Annotated in this window: 24 protein-coding genes and 1 tRNA gene; 7 read left to right on the forward strand and 18 right to left on the reverse strand. The window is 72.3% G+C overall.

Features of this window, described 5'->3' with window-relative positions:
- The first annotated feature begins 31 nt into the window (after positions 1-31).
- Complete coding sequence (locus tag ACIRFL_RS12835; protein WP_404027219.1) at positions 32-1,249, forward strand: serine hydrolase domain-containing protein; 1,218 nt, start codon at positions 32-34, stop codon at positions 1,247-1,249.
- A 294-nt stretch (positions 1,250-1,543) separates the two neighbouring features.
- Here the strand turns inward: ACIRFL_RS12835 and ACIRFL_RS12840 are convergent, their stop codons facing one another.
- Complete coding sequence (locus tag ACIRFL_RS12840; protein ID WP_404027221.1) at positions 1,544-1,819, reverse strand: DUF1876 domain-containing protein; 276 nt, start codon at positions 1,817-1,819, stop codon at positions 1,544-1,546.
- A 68-nt stretch (positions 1,820-1,887) separates the two neighbouring features.
- A complete protein-coding gene (locus ACIRFL_RS12845; RefSeq protein WP_404027223.1) occupies positions 1,888-2,778 on the reverse strand; it encodes an NAD(P)-dependent oxidoreductase in 891 nt (296 codons plus the stop codon).
- A 102-nt stretch (positions 2,779-2,880) separates the two neighbouring features.
- Between ACIRFL_RS12845 and ACIRFL_RS12850 the strand changes: the two genes are divergently transcribed.
- Positions 2,881-3,378, forward strand: a complete 498-nt coding sequence (locus ACIRFL_RS12850) for a DUF2975 domain-containing protein (protein WP_404027226.1) — start codon at positions 2,881-2,883, stop codon at positions 3,376-3,378.
- Positions 3,378-3,596, forward strand: coding sequence for a helix-turn-helix domain-containing protein (locus tag ACIRFL_RS12855; protein WP_404027228.1), 219 nt, complete (start codon positions 3,378-3,380; stop codon positions 3,594-3,596). Before ACIRFL_RS12850 ends, ACIRFL_RS12855 begins: the two co-directional genes overlap by 1 nt.
- Before the next feature lie 37 nt (positions 3,597-3,633).
- Here the strand turns inward: ACIRFL_RS12855 and ACIRFL_RS12860 are convergent, their stop codons facing one another.
- From ACIRFL_RS12860 to ACIRFL_RS12870, 3 genes are all read right to left on the reverse strand, one after another.
- Positions 3,634-4,158, reverse strand: a complete 525-nt coding sequence (locus ACIRFL_RS12860) for a YbaK/EbsC family protein (protein ID WP_404027230.1) — start codon at positions 4,156-4,158, stop codon at positions 3,634-3,636.
- A 168-nt stretch (positions 4,159-4,326) separates the two neighbouring features.
- Positions 4,327-6,549 carry an MMPL family transporter gene (locus tag ACIRFL_RS12865; RefSeq protein ID WP_404027232.1) on the reverse strand — a complete coding sequence of 741 codons (2,223 nt, stop codon included), beginning with the start codon at positions 6,547-6,549 and terminating at the stop codon, positions 4,327-4,329.
- A gap of 123 nt (positions 6,550-6,672) precedes the next feature.
- Entirely contained in the window at positions 6,673-7,266 is a 594-nt protein-coding gene (locus ACIRFL_RS12870) for a TetR/AcrR family transcriptional regulator (RefSeq protein WP_404027235.1), read from the reverse strand.
- Positions 7,267-7,468: 202 nt separating this feature from the next.
- Between ACIRFL_RS12870 and ACIRFL_RS12875 the strand changes: the two genes are divergently transcribed.
- The gene (locus tag ACIRFL_RS12875) at positions 7,469-10,888 is read left to right on the forward strand and encodes a S41 family peptidase (RefSeq protein WP_404027236.1); all 3,420 of its coding nucleotides are present in this window, start codon (positions 7,469-7,471) and stop codon (positions 10,886-10,888) included.
- 91 nt (positions 10,889-10,979) lie between these two features.
- Here ACIRFL_RS12875 and ACIRFL_RS12880 read toward each other — a convergent pair whose 3' ends face one another.
- From ACIRFL_RS12880 to ACIRFL_RS12895, 4 genes are all read right to left on the reverse strand, one after another.
- On the reverse strand, positions 10,980-11,180 hold the full coding sequence (locus ACIRFL_RS12880; protein WP_404027238.1) for a hypothetical protein: 201 nt from the start codon (positions 11,178-11,180) through the stop codon (positions 10,980-10,982).
- Positions 11,181-11,269: 89 nt separating this feature from the next.
- Positions 11,270-12,154, reverse strand: a complete 885-nt coding sequence (locus ACIRFL_RS12885; protein WP_404027239.1) for an SDR family oxidoreductase — start codon at positions 12,152-12,154, stop codon at positions 11,270-11,272.
- Positions 12,151-13,230 (reverse strand): alpha/beta fold hydrolase, encoded by a 1,080-nt coding sequence (locus ACIRFL_RS12890; protein WP_404027241.1) that lies wholly within the window; start codon positions 13,228-13,230, stop codon positions 12,151-12,153. Before ACIRFL_RS12890 ends, ACIRFL_RS12885 begins: the two co-directional genes overlap by 4 nt.
- Positions 13,227-14,732 carry a flavin-containing monooxygenase gene (locus ACIRFL_RS12895; protein WP_404027243.1) on the reverse strand — a complete coding sequence of 502 codons (1,506 nt, stop codon included), beginning with the start codon at positions 14,730-14,732 and terminating at the stop codon, positions 13,227-13,229. Before ACIRFL_RS12895 ends, ACIRFL_RS12890 begins: the two co-directional genes overlap by 4 nt.
- A gap of 367 nt (positions 14,733-15,099) precedes the next feature.
- Here ACIRFL_RS12895 and ACIRFL_RS12900 point away from each other — a divergent pair, with 367 nt between their 5' ends.
- Positions 15,100-15,720: a MerR family transcriptional regulator gene (locus ACIRFL_RS12900; protein ID WP_404027345.1), complete on the forward strand. Its 621-nt coding sequence runs from the start codon at positions 15,100-15,102 to the stop codon at positions 15,718-15,720.
- A gap of 17 nt (positions 15,721-15,737) precedes the next feature.
- Here the strand turns inward: ACIRFL_RS12900 and ACIRFL_RS12905 are convergent, their stop codons facing one another.
- Positions 15,738-16,541: an exodeoxyribonuclease III gene (locus ACIRFL_RS12905; RefSeq protein WP_404027245.1), complete on the reverse strand. Its 804-nt coding sequence runs from the start codon at positions 16,539-16,541 to the stop codon at positions 15,738-15,740.
- A gap of 67 nt (positions 16,542-16,608) precedes the next feature.
- On the opposite strand from ACIRFL_RS12905, the gene ACIRFL_RS12910 reads away from it, so the two are divergent.
- Positions 16,609-17,085, forward strand: coding sequence for a GNAT family N-acetyltransferase (locus ACIRFL_RS12910; RefSeq protein WP_404027247.1), 477 nt, complete (start codon positions 16,609-16,611; stop codon positions 17,083-17,085).
- A 48-nt stretch (positions 17,086-17,133) separates the two neighbouring features.
- On the opposite strand, the gene ACIRFL_RS12915 is transcribed toward ACIRFL_RS12910, so the two are convergent.
- From ACIRFL_RS12915 to galU, 7 genes are all read right to left on the reverse strand, one after another.
- Positions 17,134-17,207: transfer RNA gene (locus tag ACIRFL_RS12915), tRNA-Ala, on the reverse strand.
- Between the two features lie 121 nt (positions 17,208-17,328).
- Positions 17,329-18,567: a gephyrin-like molybdotransferase receptor GlpR gene (gene glpR / locus ACIRFL_RS12920; protein WP_404027249.1), complete on the reverse strand. Its 1,239-nt coding sequence runs from the start codon at positions 18,565-18,567 to the stop codon at positions 17,329-17,331.
- Positions 18,568-18,751: 184 nt separating this feature from the next.
- Complete coding sequence (locus ACIRFL_RS12925) at positions 18,752-19,420, reverse strand: GNAT family N-acetyltransferase (protein WP_404027251.1); 669 nt, start codon at positions 19,418-19,420, stop codon at positions 18,752-18,754.
- Between the two features lie 20 nt (positions 19,421-19,440).
- Complete coding sequence (locus ACIRFL_RS12930; RefSeq protein WP_404027253.1) at positions 19,441-19,986, reverse strand: molybdenum cofactor biosynthesis protein B; 546 nt, start codon at positions 19,984-19,986, stop codon at positions 19,441-19,443.
- Entirely contained in the window at positions 19,983-20,462 is a 480-nt protein-coding gene (moaC, locus tag ACIRFL_RS12935; protein WP_351734092.1) for a cyclic pyranopterin monophosphate synthase MoaC, read from the reverse strand. The genes ACIRFL_RS12930 and moaC overlap by 4 nt, the downstream gene beginning before the upstream one ends.
- Before the next feature lie 184 nt (positions 20,463-20,646).
- Complete coding sequence (glp, locus tag ACIRFL_RS12940; RefSeq protein WP_404027255.1) at positions 20,647-21,969, reverse strand: gephyrin-like molybdotransferase Glp; 1,323 nt, start codon at positions 21,967-21,969, stop codon at positions 20,647-20,649.
- Between the two features lie 4 nt (positions 21,970-21,973).
- Entirely contained in the window at positions 21,974-22,876 is a 903-nt protein-coding gene (gene galU / locus ACIRFL_RS12945) for a UTP--glucose-1-phosphate uridylyltransferase GalU (protein ID WP_404027258.1), read from the reverse strand.
- 79 nt (positions 22,877-22,955) lie between these two features.
- Here galU and ACIRFL_RS12950 point away from each other — a divergent pair, with 79 nt between their 5' ends.
- The gene (locus ACIRFL_RS12950; protein ID WP_404027261.1) at positions 22,956-23,591 is read left to right on the forward strand and encodes a 5-formyltetrahydrofolate cyclo-ligase; all 636 of its coding nucleotides are present in this window, start codon (positions 22,956-22,958) and stop codon (positions 23,589-23,591) included.
- 127 nt (positions 23,592-23,718) lie between these two features.
- Here ACIRFL_RS12950 and ACIRFL_RS12955 read toward each other — a convergent pair whose 3' ends face one another.
- Complete coding sequence (locus ACIRFL_RS12955) at positions 23,719-26,535, reverse strand: penicillin acylase family protein (RefSeq protein WP_404027262.1); 2,817 nt, start codon at positions 26,533-26,535, stop codon at positions 23,719-23,721.
- Positions 26,536-26,711 lie beyond the last annotated feature (176 nt).

The following is a 26,711-nucleotide window of genomic DNA, read 5'->3' on the forward strand; positions in this document are numbered from 1 at the left end:
AGTCGAAGGTGAGCCGAAGGGACGTGCGGGCGTGGACGTGAACGGCACAGTGGCCGAGGGCTTCGAGCCGGTCAGGGAGGCGTTCCTGCGCAACTTCGCGCACCTGGGCGAGCGGGGCGCGGCGGTCGCCGTGTACCGGGACGGGCACCGGGTCGTCGACCTGTGGGGCGGCACCAAGGACGTGAACGAGACGGCCGGGCTGTCCGGGAACGCCCGGCCCGAGCCCTGGGAACGCGACACCGCGCAGATCGTGCGCTCGGCCACGAAGGGCGTCGCCGCGGCCGTCCTGCTCCTGCTGCACCAGCGCGGTGAGCTGGACCTGGAGGTGCCGGTGGGCGCGTACTGGCCGGAGTTCAAGACCGCGGGCAAGGAGCGCACGCTGGTGTGGCACCTGCTCGCGCACCGCGCCGGCGTGCCCGTGCTGGACCGCCCGCTCACCCCCGCGCAGGCGGCCGATCCGGAGCTGGGCGCGGCGGCCGTCGCGGCCCAGGCGCCCGTGTGGGAACCGGGCACGGACCACGGCTACCACGCGCAGACCTACAGCTGGCTGACCGGAGAGCTGGCACGGCGCATCACCGGCCGGCCCGTCGGCGCCTGGCTCGCCGACGAGATCGCCGGGCCGATCGGCGCGGACCTGTGGCTCGGGCTGCCGGACGCGCAGGCCGCGCGCGTCGGCCTGGTCGGGCCCGTCGAGGCACCCGAAGCGGCCGGCGGGCTGCGGACCCGGCCCAAGCGGTCCGTCGCCGAGGCGTACGCCGACCCCGGCTCCCTGACCCGACGCGCCTTCGCCGCGATCACCCCGCTGCCCGACGAGAACGACCCCGGCTACCGCGCCGCCGCCCTGCCCGGCTCCAACGGCATCGCCACCGCGGACGGGCTGGCCCGGTTCTACGCGGCGCTGATCGGCGAGGTGGACGGCGGCCGGCGGCTGTTCACCCCGCGCACCATGGAACTGGCCCGCGGCGAACGGTCCGCCGGGCCGGACCGCGTACTGGTCGTGGGCACTCGCTTCGGGCTCGGCTACATGCTGCACGGCGCGGCGTCGCCGCTGCTGTCCACCGGCTCCTTCGGGCACCCCGGCCGCGGTGGCGCCCTCGGCTTCGCCGACCCGGAGTCGGGGATCGCCTTCGGCTATGTGACGAACGGCTTCCGGCAGACCGTGACCGCGGATCCGCGGGCGCAATCCCTGGTACGGGCCCTGCGTGCGGCTCTCGCCGGGGAGTCGACGTACTTCGGTGGGCGCAGCTAGCTTGTTCGTCTGCGGCGCCGTCGTGGCTGGTCGCGCCCACGCGGCGGAGCCGCATATCAACACAGCCCCGCGCCCCCTGCGGGGCCGCACCGCCGACCTTCGTCTGCGGCGCCGTCGTGGCTGAGCGCGCAGTTCCCCGCGCCCCTTACGGGGCCGCACCTGCCGGCCCTCGACTGCGGCGCCGTCGTGGCTGGGCGCGCCCACGCGGCGGAGCCGCATATTTCAACACAGCCCCGCGCCCCTTCGGGGCGCTGTCGGCTCGCCCGGATTGCAGGTTCCTGCGGGGCGCAGTGTTCAGACGTTGATGGGGTGGGAGGTGCGGCCGGAGGCTGCGTCTATTTCGTTGTGGGCCTTGGTCAGTAGTTGCATCGCCAGCTCGTTGAGGGCGCGGGCGCCCGCTATTTCCTCGCCGACCCGCGGCTGATTGCTGTCGGTGCGGTGCCGGCTCGCCTGGCCGTGCGCCCGCACCTCCGTGCCGTCGGGCAGGCGTAGCAGGGCCGCCGCCCGCGTGTGCTGTTCGTCCTCCTCGAACTCCATCTCGACGTGCCATCCCACTGTGCTGTGCGTCATGAGGACCACCTCCGGAACCACTGATTCCAGGGTGCGCCCAGCCCGCCGCCACGTCACGCCGGACCGCGTCAGGACTCCGGCTCGCCGTCGAAGCTCGCGAAGTACGCGGCGGCCATGTCCTCGTCGCCGTGCCCCTGCGCGGCGGCCCGGGCGAGGCGTTCCGCGGTGGCGGCGGCGACGTCCAGGCGTACGTGACCGCGCTCTGCCGCCCGCACGATCAGCCGCGCGTCCTTCTCGGCGGTGGTCACCGCGAACTGCGCAGGCGTCAGCTGCCCGTCGAGGATCATCCCCGCCTTGGCCCGCAGGTACCCCATGTCGAGCGGTCCCTCGGCGATCAGGTCGAAGAAGCTGTGCGGGTCGACGCCGAGCGCCTGCGCGAGGGCGACGACCTCCCCGCCGGCCGCGGTGACCGCGAGGACCCAGCTGTTGGTGACGAGCTTGAGCCGGGTCGCGCCGGCCTCGGCCCCGTCGTCGCCGGTCCACAGGGTCCGCACGCCGATCGCGTCGAAGACGGGCGCGACCGTCGCGCGGTGCTCCTCGGGTCCTGCGGCCAGCACGGTGAGCTGTCCGGACTCGGCTGGCTGCCGGGTGCCGAGGACCGGGGCGTCGTAGAAGACGAGGCCGTGTTCGCGGGCGAACGCGGCGAGTTCGGCGACGGAGTCGAGGCCGGCCGTGGTCGACTGCGCCCAGACGGCGCCGGTGCGCAGCGCGGGTGCCGCCTCGCGCATGGCCTCCAGGACCGTGTCGCCGTCGTACAGCATGGTCAGCACGATGTCGGCCCCGTGCACCGCCTCGGCCGGGTCGGCGGCGATGTGCACCCCCTCGGAGGCCAGCGGCTGGGCCTTGTCCCGGGTGCGGTTCCAGGCGCGGACGGCGTGTCCGGCGCGGGCGATGTTGCGGGCCATCGCGGCGCCCATGATGCCCGTGCCCAGGACGCTCACGGTGAGCTTGTCGGTCATGCGTGCTCCTGTTCTGGAATGTCCTGCTCGCGGATTCCCGCTCCGGTGCGACCCACACGGGAGTCGATTGATTGTCGATCGATAGCGATCGACAATCGACATATGCATCGTGTGTTCATAGCCGCCCTCCGGGCCGGTATCGCCGCGGCGATCTTAGGCGGCCTCTTCGCCCAGATCGTGGTCATCCCCACGACGGCGGCCGACGAGGTCGACCGGTTCCCGCCGTACGCCCCGTTCGCCGCCCCCTATGTGACGGTGGCGATCGCCGGCGTCGCCTGTGTGCAGGTCGCGCTGGTCGCCGTGTGGCGGCTGCTCGCCATGGTCCGGCGCGGTGCGATCTTCACCCCGCTGGCCTTCCGTTGGGTCGACACCGTCATCGGTGCCTCACTCGTGGCGACGCTGCTGGCGGCCGGGGTCACCGGGCATCTGGCGCTGGCCTCCATCCCCTCACCGGACGACGGCATGGAGCTGATCGGCGCGCTGGGCGCCGCCACGGCGTGCGTCGGGGTCGGGACGGCGTTCGCCATGCTCGTCGTGATCATGCGGAGCCTGCTGCGCAAGGCGACGGACCTGCAGACCGAGATCGCCGAGGTGATCTGATGGCCATCATCGTGGACCTCGATGTGCAGCTGGCCAGGCGCAAGCTGTCGGTGGGCGAGTTCGCCGCCGCCGTCGGGATCACCCCCGCCAACATCGCCGTACTGAAGAACGGACGCGCGAAGGCGGTGCGGTTCACGACGCTCGACGCGATCTGCCGCACCCTCGGCTGCCAGCCCGGCGACGTGCTGCGCTGGGTGCCCGACGAGCAGCCGGACTGACGCTCGCCGCGCCCGCGGGCCCGCGCCGCCGCGGCGGTCAGGAGGTGCGCTCGCGTACGTCCACCAGGGTGCCGCCGGCATGGGCGATCAGCGTCTTCGGGTCCATCGGGAACACGGTGTGCGGGGTGCCGGCGGCGGCCCACACGAGGTCGTGGCCGAGCAGCGAGCGATCGGCGAGCACCCGGGTCCGGGTCCGGTGCCCGAAGGGCGGCACGCCGCCGATGGCGTACCCGGTGGCCTCCCGCACGACCTCGGCCTTGGCCCGGGTGACGGATTCGGCGTCCAGTTCCGCCCGGACCCGCTCGACGTCCACCCGGGACGCCCCGTCCATGAGGACGAGCACGGGCACCCCGTCCACAGCGAAGATCAGCGACTTGCAGATCTGGCTCAGCTCGCAGCCGATCGCGGCGGCGGCCTCGGCGGCGGTGCGGGTCGCGTCCGGGAAGCGCCGGATGCGCGTGTGCAGGTCGTCGAGCCCCAGCTCGTCCAGGGCGGCGGCGAACCGGGGGTGGGCTCCGGAGCCCTCGGCGTCCGGGGTGGCTGTCGGCGTCGTCGGTGGCATGGGTGCACCGTAGCGGGACGGGCGGGCGGCGGGCGAACGGGTTCGGTCGCGTCGCGGGACGGGCGGGCGAACGGGTTCGGTCGCGTCGCCCGGGACACAGAAGGCCGGTGAGGGCAGCCCCGTCCCCACGGTCCCTCACCGGCCGGTTCCTGTGTCAGGCGGTGCGCGTCAGGCGCGTACCAGCTCCCGGTCCTCGTCCCGGGGCCGGTCGTCGTCCCGGGCGCGCAGGCCCTCGCCCTCGACGTCCACGTTGGGCAGCAGGCGGTCCAGCCAGCCGGGCAGCCACCAGGCCCGCTTGCCGAGCAGGGCGAGCACCGCGGGCACGATCGCCATGCGCACGATGAAGGCGTCGAAGAGCACGGCGACCGCGAGACCGAAGCCGATCATCTTCACCATCGACTCGCTGGAGCCGATGAAGCCGGCGAAGACCGCGATCATGATGACGGCCGCGGCCGTGACGACCCGGGCACCGTACCGGAAGCCGGTCACCACGGCCTGGCTCGGCTTCTCCCCGTGGACGTACGCCTCCCGCATCCGGGTCACCAGGAACACCTCGTAGTCCATGGCGAGGCCGAAGACCACACCGACCATGAAGATCGGCATCATCGACATGACCGGACCGGTCTCCTCGACGCCCATCAGGCCGGCCAGCCAGCCCCACTGGAAGACGGCGACGACCGCGCCCAGGGCGGCCAGCACGCTCAGCAGGAAGCCGAGGGCCGCCTTCAGCGGCACGAGGACGGAGCGGAAGACCACGATCAGCAGCAGGAACGCGAGGCCGACGACGAGGGTCAGATAGGGCAGCAGCGCGTCGTTCAGCTTCTGCGAGACGTCAATGTTCATCGCCGTCGAGCCGGTGACCAGCACCGTGGCGTCGGTGCTCCGGGCGATGTCGGCGCCGGTGTCCCGGATCGCGTGCACCAGGTCCTCGGTGCTGGTCGAGGACGGCTTGGAGTCCGGGATCACGGTGATGGTCGCGGTGTCACCGGCCTCGTTGGGCGCGGCCGGAGCCACCGTGACGACGTTCTCAAGGCCCTTGATCCGGTCCTCGACCTCGGTGAACGCGGCCTTCGGGCGGTCGCTGTCGCGGGCGTCGACGACGACCATCAGCGGGCCGTTGAAGCCGGGCCCGAAGCCCTCGGAGAGCAGGTCGTAGGCGCGGCGCTGGGTGGTGGACGTCGGCTGGGAGCCGTCGTCGGGCAGGCCCAGTTCCAGGGAGCCGGCCGGGACGGCCGCGGCGCCGAGGCCGACGATGCCCAACAGCAGGACGGCGACCGGGCGGCGCACGACGAAGCTCGCCCAGCGGGTGCCCAGGTTCGGCCGGCCGGCCTGGTGCGACTGCTCGGCCTTGCGCCGGCCGCCGAACAGCCTGCTCTTCTCGCCGGCCGGCTTGACCCTGCGGCCCACGTAGCCGAGCAGCGCCGGGATCATGGTGAGGGCGATCAGGACGGCGACGGCGACGGTGCCGGCGGCCGCGATGCCCATCTTCGTCAGCATCGGGATGTTGACGACGGACAGGCCGACCAGGGCGATCACCACGGTGAGGCCCGCGAAGACCACCGCGGAGCCCGCGGTGCCGACGGCCCGCCCCGCGGCCTCCTCGCGCTCGCGGCCCTCGGCGAGTTCGGCGCGGTAGCGGGAGAGGATGAACAGCGCGTAGTCGATGCCGACGGCGAGGCCGATCATCATCGCCAGGATGGAGGTGGTGGAGCCCAGGTCGAGGACGCTGGCCAGCGCGGTGATGGCGGAGACGCCGATGCCCACGCCGATGAGCGCGGTCAGCAGCGGAAGCCCGGCCGCGAGCAGGGAGCCGAAGGTGATGACGAGGACGACCGCGGCGACCGCGATGCCGATGACCTCGCTGGATCCGGTCTCCGGTGTCGCGCTGAGCGCGTCACCGCCGATCTCGACGGTCAGCCCGGCGTCCCGCGCGTCCTCGGCGGCCTGGTTGAGCGCGTCGCGCGAGGAGTCCTCCAGCTCCATGCCGGAGACCTTGTACTTCACGGACGTGTAGGCGATGGTGCCGTCCTTGCTGACCGCCTTGCCCTTGTACGGGTCGGCGACGGAGGCGACCTCGGAGCCGTCCCCCAGCTCCTTCACCGTCTTCTCGACGGTGGCCTTGTTGTCCTTGTCCGTCATCTTCTCGCCGTTCGGCGCCTTGAAGACGACGCGGGCGGTCGCGCCGTCGGCGCTCATGCCGGGGAAGCGCTGTTCCAGCAGGTCGAAGGCCTTCTGTGCCTCCGTGCCCGGGATGGAGAAGGAGGTGTTGCCGGCCGCGGGCGCGCTGGCCGCGCCGACGCCCGCCAGGGTCAGCAGCGCCACCCAGATCAGGGCGACGAAGTGCCGTCGCCTGAAGGCGAGCCGGCCCAGTTTATAGAGGAACGTGGCCACGAGGGCGTACTCCCGGTCAGTCGTGGGGTGTTCAGGGCAGGGGTGATCGGCCCGTGGGGCAGGGCTGATCGGCCCGACGACGTGAGCGGTGACGTCAGGTGGGGCTGGGGAGGTGCGAGGTGGTCAGTGGGTGGGCACGCCGAGGGCGGGGAGGACCACGGCGTCGACGTACGAGGTGAGGAAGGCCCGGGTCGGTGGCTGGTCGTCGAGCAGCGCTCGGGTGGCGAAGCCGCCGACCATCATGTGCACCAGGAATTCCAGCGCCGGGCAGTCCGGGCGGACCTCGCCGCGGTCGATGGCGCGCTGCAGCACCTGGTGGAACCCGTTCATCTCGGGGTCCACGAGCTGGTTGCGGAACGCCTCGCGCAGGTCCGGGTTGTTGTGCATGGCCATGGCGACGCCACGCATCAGGGCGGAGTTCCGCTCGATCACGCAGTCGTCCTCGGCCGCCATCAGGGCGTGCAGATCGCCCCGCAGCGATCCGGTGTCGATGTCCTCGATGTTGCCCGGCTTGCCGTGCCGGATGGCCTTCACGACCAGGTCGGCCTTGCCGCCCCACTGGCGGTAGAGGGTGGCCTTGCTGGACCGGGTGCGGGCGGCCACGGCGTCCATGGTGAGGGCGTCGTAGCCGACTTCCCGGAGCAGGTCGAGCACGGCCTCGTACAACTCGGCCTCGCGCTCAGGAGTGATCCGACTGCGACGCCCCGGTGCAAGCACCGGCTCCACCGGAGCGACTGACGCCGCGCCTCTGGATGTCCCAGCCATGCCTCTCATCCTCCTGCTCCGAACGACACGGTTTCGTACGAGACGAATGTAGCGCACCTACCATCGAAACGAAACTGTTTCGTACGTGCACTGGGTCACGTCCGTCAGTTCCGCATAAGTTGCCCGCGCGCAGACGGCGGAAAAGCATGGGGAGGTGAGCTATCTGCGCCTGCCGCATCTCAGCGGCGACCTGCTGTGCTTCGTGGCCGAGGACGATCTGTGGCTGGCCCCCCTCGACGCCCCCGGCCACGCCCGGCGGCTCACCGTCGACCGCGCCAAGACCGGCCACCCGCGCTTCTCCCCCGACGGCCGCCGGATCGCCTACACGACCTGGCACAGCCTGGTACCCGAGATCCACCTGGCCGACGTCGACGGCGGACCGGGGCGGCAGCTGACGTACTGGGGCAGCGCCGACACCCGGGTGTGCGGCTGGACGCCGCCCGGCCCGGACGGCGTGTCCGACATCCTCGCCGTCGCCTCCCACGGCCAGCCCTTCTCCTACTTCACCTGGGCCTACAAGGTCTCCACCGACGGCGACCCGGGCCGCACGCTCCCCTGGGGCCCGGTCAGCGACATCCAGGTCGCCGACATCGCCGACGAGCGCAGGACCTTGCTGCTGACCGGCACCCCGCCGCACGAACCGGCCGGCTGGAAGCGGTACCGGGGCGGCGCCATGGGCCGGCTGTGGCTGCACGGACGGCGGCTGCTCGCCGACCTCGGCGGCCATCTGGACTCCCCGATGTTCGTGGCCGGCCGGATCGCCTTCCTCTCCGACCACGAGGGCGTCGGCAACCTCTACTCGTGCGCGTACGACGGCTCCGACCTGCGCCGCCACTCCGACCACGACGCCTTCTACGCCCGGCACGCCGCCAGTGACGGAACGCGGGTGGTGTACCAGTGCGGGGGCGATCTGTGGCTCGTCGACGACCTGTCGCCGCACGCCGTGCCGCGCCGGCTCGACGTGCGGCTGTCCGGCCCGCGGGCCGGCCGCCGCCGCTACCAGGTCCCGGCCGCGCAGCACGTGGACGGCGTCTCGGTCGACGAGACGGGACGGGCCAGCGCCGTCGTCGTGCGCGGCAGCCTGTACTGGCTCACCCACCGCGACGGCCCGGCCCGTACCCTCGCGGACACCCCGGGCGTCCGGGTCCGGCTGCCGGAGATGCTGGGCTCGACCGGGCAGATCGCCTACGTCACGGACGCCGAGGGCGAGGACCGGATCGAGATCGCCCGGCTGCCGAGGGCCAGCGGCGACCAGGCACCCCGCCGGCTGGCACCCCGAGGGCTGGGCCGGGTCCTGGAACTGGCCTCGGACCCCTCGGGCGAACGCCTCGCCGTCGCCGCGCACGACGGCCGGCTGCTCCTCATCGACACCACCGAAGACACGGGCGGCGACGGGGACCTCGGGGGCTCCGGCAACTCGGCTGCGGGTTCGGGGGACTTGGGGGACGCCGGGGGTTCACGGGACGAGGAGGGCTCCGGGGGCGCGGTGCGGACGGGGGGTGGGGGTGGTGGGGTCGTCGAGTTGATCCGGTCCGTCAACGGGCCGGTGAAGGACCTGGCGTTCGCCCCGGACGGGACCTGGCTGACCTGGTCGCACCCGGGGATCGGACGCTCACTGCGGCAGATCAAGATGGCCCGCGTCCCCGGCACCGGACAGGCGGACCGGCTGATCGTCGACGTCACCAACGGCCGCTTCGAGGACGAGAACCCGGTGTTCACCCGCGACGGCCGCTATCTGGCGTTCCTGTCCTGGCGCGGCTTCGACCCGGTGTACGACGTGCACACCGGCGACCTGTCCTTCCCGCTCGGCTGCCGCCCCTACCTGGTGCCCCTGTCGTCCGCCACCCCCTCCCCGTTCGCGCTGAACCCGGAGGGACGCCCGGCGGCCGGCGGCCTGGACCCCACCGAGGACGGACCCGGCGACGGCAACGCGGTGACCGTCGAGGTCGAGGGCCTGGAGAGCCGGGTCACCCCGTTCCCGGTGACCGCCTCCAAGTACTCGGCGCTGCACCCGGTGGCGGGCGGCGGCCTGGTCTGGCTGCGCTGGCCGATCTCGGGCGCGCTGGGCGAGACCTTCGTCAACCCGGCCGACATCAGCGGGCGCCCGACCCTGGAGCACTTCAACATCACCAAGGCGAAGCGGTCCGAACTCGTCGGTCATCTGGACTGGTTCACGGTCAGCGGCGACGGCACCCGGCTGGTCGTGGTCGACGAGGACGAACTGCGCGCCGTACCGTCCACCGAGCCGGGCGACGCCGACACGACGGTCTGGATCGATCTGCGCCGCATCCTGCACGAGGTCGACCCGCCCGCCGAGTGGCGCCAGTCCTTCGAGGAGGCGGGCCGGCTCATCCGGGCCTACTTCTGGGACCCGGGGATGTGCGGCATCGACTGGGAGGCGGTCCTCGACCAGTACCGGCCGCTGGTCGAACGCGTCGCCTCCCCGGACGACTTCGCGGACCTGCTGCGCGAGGTGCTGGGCGAACTGGGCACCTCCCACGCCTATGTCACCCCGGCCCGCCGCAACGAGGGACCGCCCCACTACCAGCGCTACCAGGGCCTGCTCGGCGCCAACTTCGTCTGCCGGGACGGGCACTGGACGGTCAAGCGGATCCTGCCCGGCGACTCCTCCGACTCCCGGGCGCGCTCGCCGCTGGCCGGCACCGGCATCCGGGAGGGCGCCGTGCTCACGCATGTGGACGGGCGGCCGGTGGACCCGGTGGCGGGCCCGTACCCGCTGCTGGCGGGCGCCGGCGGCACGACCGTGGAGCTGACCTTCGCCCACTGCCCCTCCGGGGACGAACTGACCGGCGCCGGCGGCCCCGTGGCGGGCCCCGGTGACCGGTCGCGGCGGGTGGCCGTCGTCCCGCTGATCGACGAACGGCCGCTGCGCTACCAGGACTGGGTGGCCAAACGCCGCGAGGTGGTACGGGAGTTGAGCGGCGGCCGGTGCGGCTATCTGCACATCCCCGACATGGGCGGCTCCGGCTGGGCCCAGTTCAACCGCGATGTGCGCATGGAGGTGTCCCGGCCCGCGCTCCTGGTGGACGTGCGCGGCAACGCGGGCGGGCACATCAGCGAACTCGTCGTCGAGAAGCTGACCCGGACGATCCTCGGCTGGGACGTGACCCGCGACGCCCAGCCGGTGTCGTACGCGTCGAACGCGCCGCGCGGCCCGATCGTGGCGCTCGCCGACGAGGCGACCTCCTCCGACGGCGACATGATCACGGCCGCCATCCGGCTGCTGAAGCTGGGGCCGGTGGTCGGGCAGCGCACCTGGGGCGGCGTGGTCGGCATCACCGGACGGCACCGGCTTGGCGACGGCACGGTGATCACGGTGCCGATGAACGCGGCCTGGTTCGACGCGTACGGCTGGTCCGTGGAGAACCACGGCGTCGCCCCGGACGTGGAGGCCCTGCGCACGCCCCTGGACTGGGCCGAGGGCCGCCATGTCGAGATGGACGAGGCGATCCGGCTGGCCATGGACCTGCTGGACACCTGGCCCGTGGCGACCCCACCCGACCACAACGACATTCCCGACCGCTCCCGCCCGCCCCTCCCGCCCCGCCCATGACCACTCCCCCCACCGGGAGACAGGCGGGGGACAGGCGGAGGGGCGCCCCGCGTCCGGGGCGCCCCTTGCGGGCCGATGGCCGACCGTGGCGTCAGGCGTCGTAGTCCTGGTCCATGCGGTCGTGCATCTCGCGCTCGGTGTCCTGCTTGTCCCGCGGGTTCTGGCGGCCACGCTCGGACTGCGGCTTGCCGGACTTCTGCTGACCGCGCTGGCCGGCCTTCTCGCGCATGTTCTGCTCGGCCTGGTCCCGCATGCTCTTGGCCTTGTCCTGGAACTGGTCCTTGATACCCATGTGGGTTCACTCCCGTAAGGGTGAGGGGGGTTGGGGCCCTCAGTGGGCCCCGACCAGATTCACACGGCCCGACACGGAACGCATGTCGATCAGTTACCGTGCGTAGCACGTTCCTGCTCGTCGGCCCGGCCGCCCGCGCCGACGAGCCCCGTGCGCTTCCCCTGGAGCCGGGGCGCGAACCGCCGCATCTCGCGCTGTCCCACCGTCCCGACGAGCCCCGGCAGCCAGCCGCGTACGCCCTGCATCCCGCGCAGCCACCACTGCCCGTACACATGGCTCGACCGGCGTTCGATCCCGGCGACGATCCGGTCCACCGCGGGCCCCGGCGGATAGGTTCGGTTGGCCGGCCACGGCAGCCGCTGCCGCAACTCCCGCATGACCTCGTCCTGGTCGGCGCCGCGCACCATGTCCGTGTCGGTCCAGGACAGATACGCCACCCCGACCCGCACCCCCTGGTGGCCGACCTCGGCGCGCAGGCTGTGCGCGTACGCCTCCACCCCCGACTTGGACGCGCAGTACGCCGTCATCATCGGCGCCGGGGTGATCGCGGCGAGCGAGGCGATCTGCAGCAGATACCCGCGGCTCTCGGTGAGCAGCGGCAGGAACGCGCGGGCCGTCACCGCCGAGCCGATCAGATTGACCTCGATCACCCGCCGCCAGGCGTCCGGGTCGGAGTCGGCGAAGGTGCCGCCGGTGGCGACGCCCGCGTTGGCGACGACGATGTCCGCCTTCCCGAACCGTTCCTTGACCTCGCCTGCGACCCGGGTCATCGCCTCGTGGTCGGTGACGTCGGCATACCAGTGGCCGCCCGGGCCGTGCAGCCGCCCGGCGACGTCCCTCAGCGCGTCCGCCTCCAGCCCGACCAGCGCCACCGTCGCGCCGTGCGCGGAGAGTTTGCGGGCGAGCAGTGCGCCGACGCCGCGCGCCGCTCCGGTGACGACCGCGACCTGTCCTTCGAGGGCGACCCTGCTCATGCGTCCTCCTTGGCATGCGTGTCCTCGGCGCCCGCACCGTCCACGGGGCCTGTCGTGTCTCCGGCGCCCACCGTCCGTACGGCATCCACCGTCCATACGGCACCCGCCGTCCGTACAGCATCCGCCCTGTTCCCGGCGCCGGTCGCGCTCCCGGCGCCCGCCGTGTCCCGTGTCTGCCGGACGTAGGTCGTGGCGAGTTCCCGGATCCGCCCGCTGATCAGGCCGGGGGCCTCCAGCGGGGTCATGTGCCCGAGGCCGGGCAGTTCGGTCAGACCGGTGCAGTGCGGCAGCGCGGCGGCGACGGCCCGCGCGTGCACCGGCGGGGTGAGCCGGTCGGCACTGCCCACGACCACCGCCGTGGGCACCGCCAACTCCGGTACTCCGTCGTCGAGATCGAGGCGTTCCAGCACCCGCGACCAGGCGTGCCGGGCGCCGCGCGGGCAGGCGTGCACGATCCGTGCGCACGCCTCCACCATGGCCGGGGCGGAACCGGCGCCCATCGTGGCGTACTTGAGGATCCGCCGGGCCATCGGCGTGACCGGTCCGAGCGGGGCGCGCGAGCCGAGGACGCGCGCCGTGAGCCAGGTGCGCCCGCGCCCGGCGCGCAGGGGTATCACCCGGGCCTCGGCGACCAGCCGCGAACTGCCCGTGCTGCACAGCAGGACGGCGGCGGCGTGCTCGCGGAAGCGGGGCCGCGCGGACGCCGCCAGCACGGTCATGCCGCCCATGGAGTGGCCCGCGATCACGGCCCGTTCGCCGGGCGCGAGCGTGTGGGCGAGCACCGCCTCCAGGTCGTCCGCCAGCGCCCCCGTGGAGCAGACGGGGTGCGCCGGGCTGCGCCCGTGGCCCCGCTGGTCGTACGCGATGACCCGGTGGTCCGCCGCCAGGTCCCGGATCTGCGCCGCCCACAGGGCGGTCGAGCAGGTCCAGCCGTGGACGAGGACCACCGGCGGCGCGTCCTTGGGGCCGTGCACCTCGGCGTGCAGCCGCGCGCCGTCGGCGGAGACGACCGTCAGCTCCCGGGCGGGCGCGGGCGGCGCGTAGGGACCCGCGGTCGGCCGCGTCAGCCGGCTCACGCCCCCACCCCCGCCGGGGCCCCGGCACGGGCGGGCACCCGCAGCACCTCGTACTCGGCGAGGTCCACCCGCCGGGTGGCCCGCCGGAACTCGGTCGTCGTACCGGGCCAGACGGTGGTGTTGCGGCCGCTCGCGTCCAGGTACCAGCTGGTGCAGCCGCCGGTGTTCCACACCGTGCGCTTCAACCGCTCCTGGATCCGCTCGTTCCAGGCGCGCACGGCGCCCGCGCGTGCGTCGAGGGCGGCCCGCCCGCCGAGGACGTCCAACTGCCGCAGGAAGTCAGCCAGATAGTTCAGCTGGGACTCGATGATCAGGACCATGGAGGAGTTCGCGAGTCCGGTGTTCGGACCGATGATCGTCAGCCAGTTGGGGAAGCCGGGCGCGCAGGCCCCGCGCAGCGCCTGCATGCCGTCCTTCCAGGACTCAGCGAGCGTCCTGCCCCCGGCCCCGACGACCCGTTCGGCGATCGGCATGTCGGTGACGTGGAATCCCGTGGCGAAGACGATCGCGTCGACCTCGGCCGCACTGCCGTCGGCGCCGAGGACCGTGGCGCCCCTGACCTCGCTCAGCCCGCCGGCCACCACGTCGACATTCGGCCGGGCGAGGGCCGGGTAGTAGGAGTTGGACAGCAGGATCCGTTTGCAGCCGATCCGGTAGTCGGGGGTGAGCTTGGCGCGCAGCGCGGGGTCCTTGACGGCGCGGGCGATGTTGCGCTTGGCCAGCCGCTCGACCAGGCCGAGTTCGCCCGGGTGCTTGGTGAACGCCTGCACCTGCGCCTCCCGGATGCCCCACAGCAGTCCGCGGCGTACCTGGGTGGTGAACGGCAGCCGCCGGTGCAGCAGGCGTTCCACTGTGCTGATGGCCCGGTCGGCGCGCGGCATCACCCATGGCGGGGTGCGCTGGAAGAGGGTGAGCCGGGAGACGAGCGGCTGGAGGGACGGCACGATCTGGATCGCGGAGGCGCCCGTGCCGACCACGGCGACGCGCTTGCCGCGCAGGTCGTGGCCGTGGTCCCAGCGAGCCGAGTGGAAGACCTTGCCCGGGAAGGAGTCGAGGCCCGGGATCGTGGGGATCTTCGGGTCGGACAGCGGCCCGGTGGCGCAGACGACGACATCGGCGAAGAGCGGCCCGGCGCTGGTCTCGATGTGCCAGCGCAGCCGCTGTGTGTCCCAGGTCGCCCGCTTCACTTCGGAGTCGAAGCGCAGGTGCGGGCGCAGCCGGAAGACGTCGGCGACGTGCTCCAGGTAGGCGCGGATGTGTTCCTGTCCGGAGAAGGTGCGCGGCCACTCGGGGTTGAGCGCGAAGGAGAAGGAGTACAGGTGGGACGGTACGTCGCAGGCGCACCCGGGGTAGCTGTTGTCCCGCCACGCGCCGCCGACGCTGTCCGCCCGTTCCAGGACGACGAAGTCGGTGATCCCCTCGCGGCGCAGCCGCACGGCGGCGCCAAGACCGCCGAATCCCGACCCGATCACCGCCACCCGCACATGCTCGTGCTCGGCCATTCCGCAGCCTCCAGGCATCGCAATGGATTACGCCAGTGAACACTGGCGCAATGGGAGGGTAGAGCAGCCGCGTACCGCTGGGTAGGGGGCGCGAGAAGGAAGTTACCGACGGTACGGTCTTGCTGCGGTTCGGCAGCGCCCCGAAGGGGCGTGGGGCTGTATCGATATGCGGCTCCGCCGCGGTGGGGGTCCCCCCTGTTCGAGCGAAGCCGAGAACTTGGGGGAGCGACCAGCCACGACGGCGCCGCAGACGACCGACGGCACATCGCGGCATGTCCAGCGGAGCACTTAGGCTGCGCATGTGGCAGCAGACGGTGGACGGGGCGACGGGCACGGCGGCGACCGGCAGGGCCCCCGCGAGTACCGCATGGCGGAGCTGGCCCGGCTGGCCGGCATCACGGTGCGCACCCTGCGCTTCTACCGCGAACGCAAGCTGATCCCGCCGCCCCGCCGCGAGGGCCGCATCGCCTGGTACGACGACCACCATCTGGCCCGGCTGCGCACCATCTCGGCGCTGCTGGAGCGCGGCCACACCCTCAGCGGCATCGCCGAGCTGGCCGAGGCGTTCGACCACGGCCGGGACGTCGCCGACCTGCTCGGCGTCGAAGGACCCAGCGAGGAGGAGCCGGTCCGGCTCACCCCGGAGGAACTGGCCGCGCGTTTCGAGGGCGAGGTCACCCCGGAGAACCTGGCCGCCGCCATGGAACTGGGCTACCTGGGCACCGACGGCGACGAACTCGTGCACATCAGCCGCCGCCTGCTGGACGTGTCGTCCGCCCTGGTCCGCGAGGGCATCCCGCTCGCCGAGGTGCTGACCGCGAGCAGGCGCGTACGCGAACACGCCGACGCGCTCGCCGACATGTTCGCCGAACTGGTCCTGCGCCACGCCCCCGAGGACGACGTCGACCGCCTGCGCCCGCTGGCCCGCAGCGTCCTGGCGGCGGAGTTCTCCCTGGCCCTGGACCGACGCCTGCGCAAACGGGGTTGACCCTGGAGCGGGCCGGGCTAGAGGTCGTAGACGACCGTCACCGGGGCGTGGTCCGACCAGCGCTCGGCGTGCGTGGCCGCCCGCTCCACGAAGCCCTTGACGGCCCTGGCCGCGAGCCCCGGCGTGGCGACGTGGTAGTCGATGCGCCATCCGCTGTCGTTGTCGAAGGCACGGCCGCGGTAGGACCACCAGGAGTACGGACCCTCGGCGTCGGGGTGCAGGGAGCGGACGACATCGACGTAACCGGCGCCGGCGGGATCGAGGACCCCGCCCAGCCACTCCCGTTCCTCCGGCAGGAAGCCCGAGTTCTTGGTGTTGCCGCGCCAGTTCTTGAGGTCGGCGTTCCGGTGGGCGATGTTCCAGTCGCCGCAGACGACGACCTCACGGCCGTCGGCGGCGGCACGGGCGCGCAGCACCTTCAGGTAGGCCAGGAACTCGCCCATGAAGCGGACCTTCTCGTCCTGCCGTTCGGTGCCCACCTCCCCGGAGGGCAGATAGAGGGAGGCGACGGTGACCCCGGGCAGGTCGGCCTCGACGTACCGCCCGCTCGCGTCGAACTCCGCCGAGCCGAAACCGACCTGGACCCGGTCGGGTTCGCGCCGGGTGTACAGGGAGACGCCCGCGCGCCCCTTGGCGGCGGCCGGGGCGTGCACGACGTGCCAGCCGTCCGGCTGCCGCACATCCTCGGGCAGTTGCGGCGGCTCGGCGCGCACCTCCTGAAGACAGAGCACATCCGCGGAGGTTGCGGCGAGCCACGCCACGAAACCCTTCTTCGCCGCGGCCCGCAGCCCGTTCACATTCACCGAGGTCACTGTCAGCACCAGGGCACGATACCGGCACACTGGACGAGATCCTGTTCCGCCTCTGCATAGAAGTACGATGCCCAGCATGAATATACGCCGCGTTCCCTTCGACCACCCCGACGCCGTCAAGCTCAACGACGAGGTCCAGGCCGAGTACCACCTGCGCTACGGCGACGGCGGCGACGCCACGGCCCTGGACGCCTCGGACTTCACCCCGCCGAGGGGCGTGTACCTGATCGCCTACGACGACAGCGACCGGCCCGTGGCCACCGGCGGCTGGCGCAGCCAGGACCAGAACGGCGAGGGCAACGAGGACGGCGACGCCGAACTCAAGCGCATGTTCGTGATCGAGCAGATGCGCGGACGCGGCCTGGCCCGCCGCCTGCTGGCCGCCCTGGAGGAGGACGCGCGCGCCGCCGGCCGCATCCGCATGGTGTTGGAGACGGGCACCAAGCAGCCGGAGGCCATCGCCCTGTACGTCTCCAGCGGCTACGAGCCGTGCACCAAGTTCGGCTACTACCGCCACCACGAGTCGAGCCTCTGCTACGCGAAGCCCCTCTAGACGCACAGAAGCCCCAGTCGGCATCGCCGACTGGGGCTTCATGCTGCGTGGACCTGAGGGGATTTGAACCCCTGGCCCCCTCGATGCGAACGAGGTGCGCTACCGGACTGCGCCACAGGCCCTTGCAACGAGTGAAACTTTAGCATCCCCCTCGGGGTGCTTGGAAATCCGTTCCCCGACTGGTCAGCGGCCGGGTTCCCGGGCGGCCCGGGAACGGTTTCCCAGGCCGTCGCGGGCCCGCCGTCACTCGTTGGCCGCGCGCGGCCGGTCGCCGTCCTCGTACTGGTCGAACAGCGGGGTGCGTCCGCGCTCGCGCGCCCGGCGGGCGGAGGCGGCACGGCGCGCGTCCGTGCGTCCGTCAGCCGCCGGCTTGTCCTCCCCGGCGTGCGCCTCCTCCTCCGCGGTGCCGCCGGGCGCGGGCGCGGCCTGCTCCGGCTCCCGCTCGGGTACCACGGGGCTGGAGCGCGCGGAGCTCCAGGCGTCGGGCGCCGCCAGGTCCACATCGGACGTGGCCCGGGGCGCGACCGGCGCGGTCACATACGTGGGCAGCGGCACCGGCACCGGGTCCCAGCTGTCGCCGTGCCCGGGGCGGCGCTGCCGCTCGCGCTGCTGGTCGACCCACTCGGCGTGGTCGGTCTGCTCGACGAGGGCACGCCGGTCGGCGGCGAGCGCGGAGAGCCCTGGGTCGGTCTCCGGTTCTGGTCCCTCGTCCGGTTCGTCGGCGGTGGCGCCCGGGTCCAGGGGCGCGCGCCGGCGCGGCTGGCGCTCCCTGAGCCGCTGCGCCGCGGCCTCGGCCCGGCGCCGGTCCATCTGATAGGCGAACCGGCGGCGTTCCTGGGTGCGCAGATACGCGATGTACACGCTGAGCAGCACGGCGGGCACGCCGGGCGCCCACAGGAAGGCGAGCCCGCCGACGGCGGCGACGATCGCGCCGAGCGTGAAGGCGAGGAAGAGCATCACCGTGGTGCGCCGACGACGCGCGAGCACCTTCGAACGCCGGGCGCGCGCCGCGGCGGCCTGCGCCGAGGGGGCGCGCCGCGCGGCCGGGACACCCTGCTGCGCGGGCGCCGACGAGGGCGGGGCCGCCGGTGCGGAAGGGGAGTTGGCCGCGGGGGCGGACGGCGGGGCCGTGGCCGCCGGTGCGGACGGCGACTTGGCCGCGGGGGCGGACACCTCCGGTTCGGCCTGCGCGCGCGCCTGACGGCGCAGCGGAGGCATGGCGAGGGCCCGGACGTCCACCGAGTCGGTGGCGGTGCCGGGTGCGTCGGTGTCGGGCTCCCCCTCGCCGGCGGAGCGCGACCGCAGGTCCTTGGCGTATCGGCGCTCCATCCCCGCCCGTCCGGACAGCAGCCGGATGGCGGTGCTGAAGCGTTCCGTCGGACGGGCCTCGTTCAGCTCGTCCTGCCTACGGAGCCACATCGGCACCAAGTAGGCGGCCCAGGCCCCGACGATGACTGCGTAGATGAGGCCGCTGCTGCTCACGCCTCACACCGTAGAGGGGTTTGCGTGAGGCCATCTGCCAATTGGGCCGGTGTGTCGCACGATCCAGCTGATATTTCGAGCTTTTTTTGCGACCGATGCGATCAGCAGACCGCCGTTGCCGCCAATTCAATGCCTTGAGTCGGTCATCCGCCGATCAATTTCGAACATGCATTCAATTTCCGGGCTACCCGGGATTCCCCGGGGTGTTCTGCGGATTCCGCGGGGCGCCCGGGCCGTTCGGCGCGCTCCCGTCGTCCGTCCTGCGCCGGGCTCGTGCCCGCTGCCAGCGGCCGAGCAGCCCTTCGGGCACCTCTTCCGCCGTGAGCGCGAAGACGAGGTGGTCGCGCCAGGCGCCGTCGATGTGCAGATAACGCGGCCGCAGCCCCTCCTCACGGAATCCGAGTTTCTCCACGACCCGGCGGCTGGGCCGGTTCTCCGGGCGAATGCAGACCTCGATGCGGTGCAGGCCGACGGTGCGGAAACAGTGGTCCACCACGAGCGCCACGGCCGTCGGCATGACTCCGCGGCCGGCCACCGCCTCGTCCACCCAGTAACCGATGTGTCCCGAGCACATGGACCCCCAGGTGATCCCGGCGACCGTCAACTGCCCCACCAGACGGCCCTGGTACTCGATGACGAAGGGCAGCATCCGGCCCGCGTTCGCCTCGGAGCGCAGATGCCGGACCATCTGGCGGTAGGTCGGCCGGTGGGTGATCGGCCCGCTGGGCGTGGGCGGCGGAATGGTCGCCTCCCAGGGGCGCAGCCAGTCCCGGTTGCGCCGGTTCACCTCGCGCCAGGTCCGCTGGTCGCGCAGCCTTATCGGCCGGAGGACGACATCGCCGTCCGCCAGCACAGCGGGCCAGGATGGGCTGTTCAGCTCGCACCCCCGTGTCTGGAACGGCCGTGGCCGGCCTGCCGGGGCGCCGCCTCCTTGCGGGGGTGGTCGCCGCCGCGGATCTGGTCGACGGCGTGCACGAGCAGCGGCTCAAGGACGGCCAGACCGTCCTTCACCCCGCCGCTGGACCCGGGCAGGTTGACGATCAGCGTCCGGCCAGCCACTCCGGCCAGCCCCCGGGAGAGCGCCGCGGTCGGCACCTTCGCGCGGCCGAACGCCCGCACGGCCTCCGCGATGCCCGGCACCTCGTAGTCGATGACCGCGCGGGTGGCCTCCGGGGTGCGGTCGGTGGGCGAGATGCCGGTGCCCCCGGTGGTGACGACGACGTCGTAGCCCGCGTCGACCGCGGCGCGCAGGGCGGCGGCCACCGGGTCCCCGTCGGGGACCACCTGCGGGCCCTCGACCGTGAAGCCGAGGCCCTTCAGTGCGTCGGCGAGCAGCGGGCCGCTCTTGTCCTCGTAGACGCCGGCCGCGGCGCGGTTGGAGGCCGTGACGACCAGCGCGCGATAGGCCCCGGCGGTCACGACCTGCTCCAGTCGCCCGACTTGCCGCCCGTCTTCTCCTCCACCCGCACGTCCGTGATGACCGCTCCCTTGTCGACCGCCTTGACCATGTCGATCACGGTGAGCGCGGCCACCGACACCGCGGTGAGGGCTTCCATCTCGACGCCCGTGCGGTCCGTCGTCTTCACGGTGGCCACGATCTCGACGGCGTCGTCCGCGACCGACAGGTCCAGTTTCACACCGGACACCGACAGCGGATGGCACAGCGGGATCAGGTCCGGGGTGCGTTTGGCGCCCATGATGCCCGCGATGCGCGCGGTGGCCAGGGCGTCGCCCTTGGGGACTCCTTCACCGCGCAGCAGCTCGATCACCCGGGGCGAGACGAGGACGCGGCCGCTGGCGCGGGCGGTGCGCGCGGTCACGTCCTTCCCGGATACGTCGACCATGCGGGCCGCGCCCGCGTCGTCGATGTGCGTCAGTCGGTCCTGCGTACTCATGGTGTGTGGCGCTCCCGGTCGGGACCCGTCGCGGTGCGGCGCACGGGTGTGTCGTGCGCGACACGGTACCGCCAACTCGGGGCGCGCACCGGAGCAGGACCGGCTCCCGGGGCCGCCCGGCCGGACGGTGACGGGCCGGTCACGGGACCGCCTGGGCCGAGCGGTACCGGGATGCCGGGGCGGCTCAGCCGAGCCGGATCACCTCGACCTCGGAGCCGGGTTCGACGGACTCCGCGTCCTCGGGGACGACGATCAGCGCGTCGGCGTGCGCCAGGGCCGCGACCAGATGGGATCCGGCGCCGCCCACCGGCGTCACCTTGCCGTCGGCGTACGTGCCCCGGAGGAACTGTCTGCGGCCCTTGGGGGAGCTGAGCGCCGCATCCGCCGTGAGGGTCGCCCGGATCCGGGGCCGGTGGACGTCCGGCAGCCCCATGAGGGTGCGGATGGCGGGGCGGACGAACACCTCGAAGGAGACGTACGACGAGACGGGGTTGCCGGGCAGGGCCAGCAGCGGCGTGTGGTCGGGGCCGACGGTGCCGAAGCCCTGGGGCTTGCCGGGCTGCATGGCCAGCTTGCGGAACTCGACGCCGCCGCCCGCCTCGTCCGCGTCGCCGACGTCCGACAGCGCCTCCTTGACGACGTCGTACGCCCCGACGCTGACGCCGCCCGTGGTGACCAGCAGGTCGGCGCGGACCAGCTGGTCCTCGATCGCGGAGCGCAGCGTCTCGGCGTCGTCGGCGACGGCACCCACCCGGTAGGCGATGGCGCCGGCATCCCGGGCGGCGGCGGTCAGGGCGAAGCTGTTGGAGTCGTAGATCTGGCCGCCGCCGAGCGGTTCGCCGGGCTGGACGAGTTCGCTGCCGGTGGACAGGACGACCACGCGCGGGCGCGGGTGGACGCGTACGGTGCCGCGGCCGATGGCGGCCAGCAGCGCGATCTGCGACGGGCCGAGGACCGTGCCGGCCGCGAGGGCGCGGTCACCGGCCCGTACGTCGCTGCCCTCGGCGCGCACATGCGCGCGTGGCTCGGCGGAGCGGTGCACGCGCACCTGCCCGCTGGCGCCCTCCGGGGCCAGGCTGCGGGCGCGCATCCCGGTCACCGGGCCCTCGCCGAGGCCACCGTCGGTCCACTCCACGGGGACGACGGCCTCCGCGCCGGGGGGCAGCGGGGCGCCGGTCATGATGCGGGCGGCCTGGCCGGGGCCGATCCGGACCGGATCGGCCGCGCCGGCCGCGACATCCCCGACGACCTCCAGGACGGCCGGGAACTCCTCGCTCGCGCCCGCGACGTCCGTGACCCGCACCGCGTACCCGTCCATGGAACTGTTGTCGAACGGCGGCAGCGAGACGGGCACCGTGACGTCGTCGACGAGGACACAGCCCAGGGCGTCGAGGAGTTGCAGCTCGATGGGCTCGAGGGGGCGGACGGTGGTGAGGACGTCCTCCAGGTGCTCGTCCACCGTCCACAGGTGGTCCGGGTCGGCGGGGCGGGTCGCGGTGCTGCTCAACTCGCTACATCTCCTCGGCTACGTAACTGCGAAGCCAGGTCCGGAAGTCCGGGCCCAGGTCTTCACGTTCGCATGCGAGTCTGACAATGGCACGCAGGTAGTCGCCACGGTCGCCGGTGTCGTAGCGGCGGCCCTCGAAGACGACGCCGTGCACGGGGCCGCCGACCTTCTCGTCCTGGGCGAGTTGCTGGAGGGCGTCGGTCAGCTGGATCTCGCCGCCGCGGCCCGGCTCGGTCTTCCGCAGTATGTCGAAGACGTGCGGGTCGAGGACGTAGCGGCCGATGACCGCGTAGTGCGACGGCGCGTCCGCCGCGTCCGGCTTCTCGACCAGGCCGGTGACCTTGACGACGTCGCCGTCCACGGTGGTCTCCACGGCCGCGCACCCGTAGAGGTGGATCTGCTCGGGCGCGACCTCCATGAGCGCGATGACGCTGCCGCCGTGCCGTTCCTGGACCTCGATCATGCGCCGCAGCAGCGGGTCGCGCGGGTCGATCAGGTCGTCGCCGAGGAGCACCGCGAAGGGCTCGTGGCCGACGTGCGGGGCGGCGCACAGCACGGCGTGGCCGAGGCCCCTGGGGTCGCCCTGGCGCACGTAGTGCATCGTCGCGAGGTCGCTGGACTCCTGGACCTTGGCGAGCCGTTCGGCGTCGCCCTTCTTCTGCAGGGCCGACTCCAGCTCGTAGTTGCGGTCGAAGTGATCTTCCAGGGGGCGCTTGTTGCGCCCCGTGATCATGAGGACGTCATCGAGCCCCGCCGACACGGCCTCCTCGACCACGTACTGGATCGCCGGCTTGTCCACGACCGGCAGCATCTCCTTGGGAGTGGCCTTGGTGGCCGGCAGGAACCGGGTGCCGAGGCCCGCTGCGGGGATGACAGCCTTGCTGATCCTGGGGTGCGACTGAGTCATGCCCGCAACCCTATCCGGTGCCTTTGTGCGAAAACTGTGGCTCCGGTTAACTCGCTCTCATATGAGCGTATTGAGAAGGATGCGAGAACGACCCGTGGATGACGCAGGACGTCCGGCCGAGCCTGACAAGCGCACGTTGCGGCGAGAGCTCCTTGCGGTAAGGAACAGGTTGACGGCGGATGACGTCAGGGTGGCCGGCGCCGCGCTGGCCGAGCGCGCGCTGGAACTGCCCGAGCTGGCCCGGGCGCGCACGGTGGCGGCGTACGTCTCCGTCGGCGGCGAGCCGGGCACCCCGGCGCTGCTGGACGCGCTGCGGGCGCGGGGCGTCCGCGTCCTGCTGCCCGCGCTGCTGCCGGACCACGACCTGGACTGGGGCGCGTACGCCGGCGAGGGCTCCCTCGCGCGCGTGCGGCACGGCGGGCGGATGGAGCTGTTCGAGCCCGCGGGTGACCGGCTGGGCCCGGACGCCGTGACGCGTGCCGACGTGGTGCTGCTGCCCGGCCTCGCGGTGGACGCGCGCGGAACGCGCCTGGGCCGCGGCGGAGGCTCGTACGACCGCGTGCTGGCCCGCCTGGAACGCGCGGACGCGCACCCCGCCCTCGTGGTGCTCCTGTACGACACGGAGGTCGTCGAGCGCGTTCCGGCACAGCCGCACGACCGGCCCGTGCAGGCCGTCGTGACACCGTCGGGCGTGCGCCGGTTCACGGCCGCCTGACGGCGGCCTCCGGGCAGCGGGCAGACGACTCCGCGGCAGCCCGGAAGGACACCGGAAGGACAGGGGCCGAAAGGGCAAGGGCCCTCCACGCGCGCGTGGAGGGCCCTTTCGGCGGGCTGTCAGCGGGTCACGGCTTGAGCACCAGGGTGTCGCTCGTGCTCTTGTCGACCGCCTTCCCGGAGAACGACCAGGGCAGCAGCTCGCCGTCGGCCCACTTGTCGGTCTGGTCGGTGTAGTGGGCGCTGTAGGCGTGGCCCGACGCGCCCGTGAGGTTGATCCACTTCGACTTGTCGAGGTCGTCGAGGTTGACCACCATCCGCATCGACGGCACCCACACCACCCCGTAGCCGCCGGCGGCGTTCCAGCCGGTCGCGTTGACCGTCGCCTCGCCGCCGCTGAGCTTCCAGGGGCCGCGGTTGAGGACGTACTGGAGGACGCCGGGACCCTCGGTGCCCAGGGTCTGGTTCTTCAGGAACAGCCGGTGCAGCCGGCCCCAGCTCCAGCTGTCGATGTCCTTGCCGAGCTTGGAGGTCAGCTCCCAGCGCGCGTCGATCATGGCGCGGCGGAACAGCTCGTCGCGGTTGTCCGCCTCGGGCCGGTTGCCCGTCCTGGAGGCCGGCGTCTTCCACCAGTCGCTGTCCGGCTTGTCCATGAGGGTGCGCACCACCTCGAACCAGCGGTCGCCGCCGTCCGGCTGCGCCTGGTCGGCGTCCCGCTCGCCGCACTCGCGCACCTTGGTGTCGTCGTCCACCGGACCGGTGCTGTCGATCTTGTCGACCCACAGGCACTGGCCCTTGACGCGCAGTTCCTTGGGCAGCTTGTTGCCGAAGGCGAGCTTGATGATGTTGCGCCAGACCGCGTTGAAGTAGGCCGCCGCCGCGGAATCGGCGTCCTGGGTGTAGTCCCAGCCCTCCAGCAGCCGCTGCGCCTCGCGGACGTCCTTGTCCTTCACATGGATCTTCAGCAGCTTGGGCACGAGCAGCTTGGCGATCTCACTGCTGTTGTCGAGCTGCATCTGGCGCATGTCGTCGGTCGAGATCTTGCCGCCGCCCTTGATCTTGGACTCGATCAGGTCGGTGATCCGCTGGCTGCGGGTGCCGTAGCCCCAGTCGGCGGTCAGCGTGTAGTGGTACTTGTCCTGGTCGACGACCGCCTGGTTGGCGGTGACGATGTAGCCGCGCGCGGGCTCGAACTCGTAGGGCAGCTGGTCCTGCTTGAGGTACCCGGTCCAGGCGTACTTGGAGTCCCAGCCCGGCGCCGGGACGGAGCCGTCGACGCCCTCCGCGCGCGTGGGGATCTTCCCGGGCAGCGTGTAGCCGATGTGGCCCTGGGTGTCGGCGTAGATCAGGTTCTGCGAGGGCACGTCGAACAGCGCGGCGGCGGCCCGGAAGTCGTCCCAGTCCGCGGCCCGGTCCATGGCGAAGACGGCGTCCATGGAGGTGCCCGCCTCCAGGGCGGTCCACTTCAGGGCGATGCCATAGCCGTCGCCGCGGTCGGGGGCGGCGGTGTCGACGGTGGCCTTCTTGCCGACCTTGACCAGTTCGTCGTCGCGGTCCGAGAGCAGCGGACCGTTGTTGGTCTCGCGGACGACGATCTTCTTGGACTCGCCGCCGGCGACCTTGATGGTCTCCTCGCGGGTGGTGAAGGGCTTGACCTTGCCGTCGTACAGGTAGCCGCTGCCGGTCAGCTTCTCCAGGTAGAGGTCGGTGACGTCGACACCGGAGTTCGTCATGCCCCAGGCGATGTCGCCGTTGTGGCCGATGATCACACCGGGCATGCCGGCGAAGGTGTAACCGGTCACGTCGTACTGGCACTTGGCGGAGACGGTGCGGCAGTGCAGGCCCATCTGGTACCAGACCGACGGCAGCGAGGCCGACAGGTGCGGGTCGTTGGCGAGCAGCGGCTTGCCGGTGATCGTGTACTTGCCGGAGACGACCCAGGAGTTGGAGCCGATGCCCTGGCCGTTCACGCCGACGGCCGTGGGCAGGTCGTCCAGGACGTCGTAGAGGCCCGACAGCTGGCTCGTGAGGCCCGATCCGGCCGTGGAGGTGCCGGTCGAACCGTTCGTGCCCGTGTAGCCCGCCGTGCCCGTGCCCGTTCCCGTGCCCGTTCCTGTTCCGGTGCCCGTGGAGCCCTGTGTGCCGCTCGTGCCGCCGCTCTGCTGGAACGCCTGGGTCAGCTCGTCGTACTGGCCTTCCTGGACGATCGCCTTGTTGCGGCTGTAGGGGTACTCCGGGTAGAGGTCCTTGATCTGCTGCGGGCCGAGGCGGCTGGTCATCAGGGCGCGGTCGATCTCGTCCTGCATGTTGCCGCGCAGGTCCCAGGCCATCGCCTTGAGCCAGGAGACGGAGTCGACCGGAGTCCACTTCTCGGGCTTGTAGTCGTTGGTGAACCCGAGCGCCGCGTACTCCAGGGAGATGTCCTTGCCGTCCCTGCCCTCCAGATAGGCGTTGACACCCTTGGCGTACGCCTGGAGGTACTTCTTCGTGGAGTCCGACAGCTTGGTGTCGTACTCCTTCTCGGCCACCCGGTCCCAGCCCAGGGTGCGCAGGAACTCGTCGTTCTTGACCTGGCCCTTGCCGAACATCTCGGACAGCCGCCCGGACGTCATGTGGCGGCGCACGTCCATCTCGTAGAACCGGTCCTGCGCCTGGACGTAGCCCTGCGCCATGAACAGGTCCTCGTCGGAGGAGGCGTAGACCTGCGGGATGCCGTAACCGTCCCGCTTCACATCGACCTGTCCGGACAGGCCGTCGAGCCTGATCGACCCCGTGGTCTGCGGGAAGGACGCGCGCACGGTGCTGATCGACCAGTACGCCCCGTAGGCGACGCCGCCGACGATGGCCAGGACGAGCACCAGCACGATCAGTCGGGCTCTGCGCCCCTTCTTCCTGCCGGACTTGCCGGGCCGGGCAGCCGCTGTGGCGGTGGTGTTGGGGGGCATCGCTGTCCTTGCTGTCCTAACGCGAGCGGCAGGTCGGGCTGTGACTTCGAATGAGCGCTGGAGCAACCATAGGCGCAGGGCCGTGGGGCACTTGACCCGGAGTCGGGAACCAGCACGGACGGACGTTCGATCTTGCCTCGTCCAGCGTCAAGAAAGCGTCAAGAGTTAGGTAAGGT

Source organism: Streptomyces sp. NPDC102462, from assembly GCF_044765425.1.
Taxonomy (GTDB): domain Bacteria; phylum Actinomycetota; class Actinomycetes; order Streptomycetales; family Streptomycetaceae; genus Streptomyces.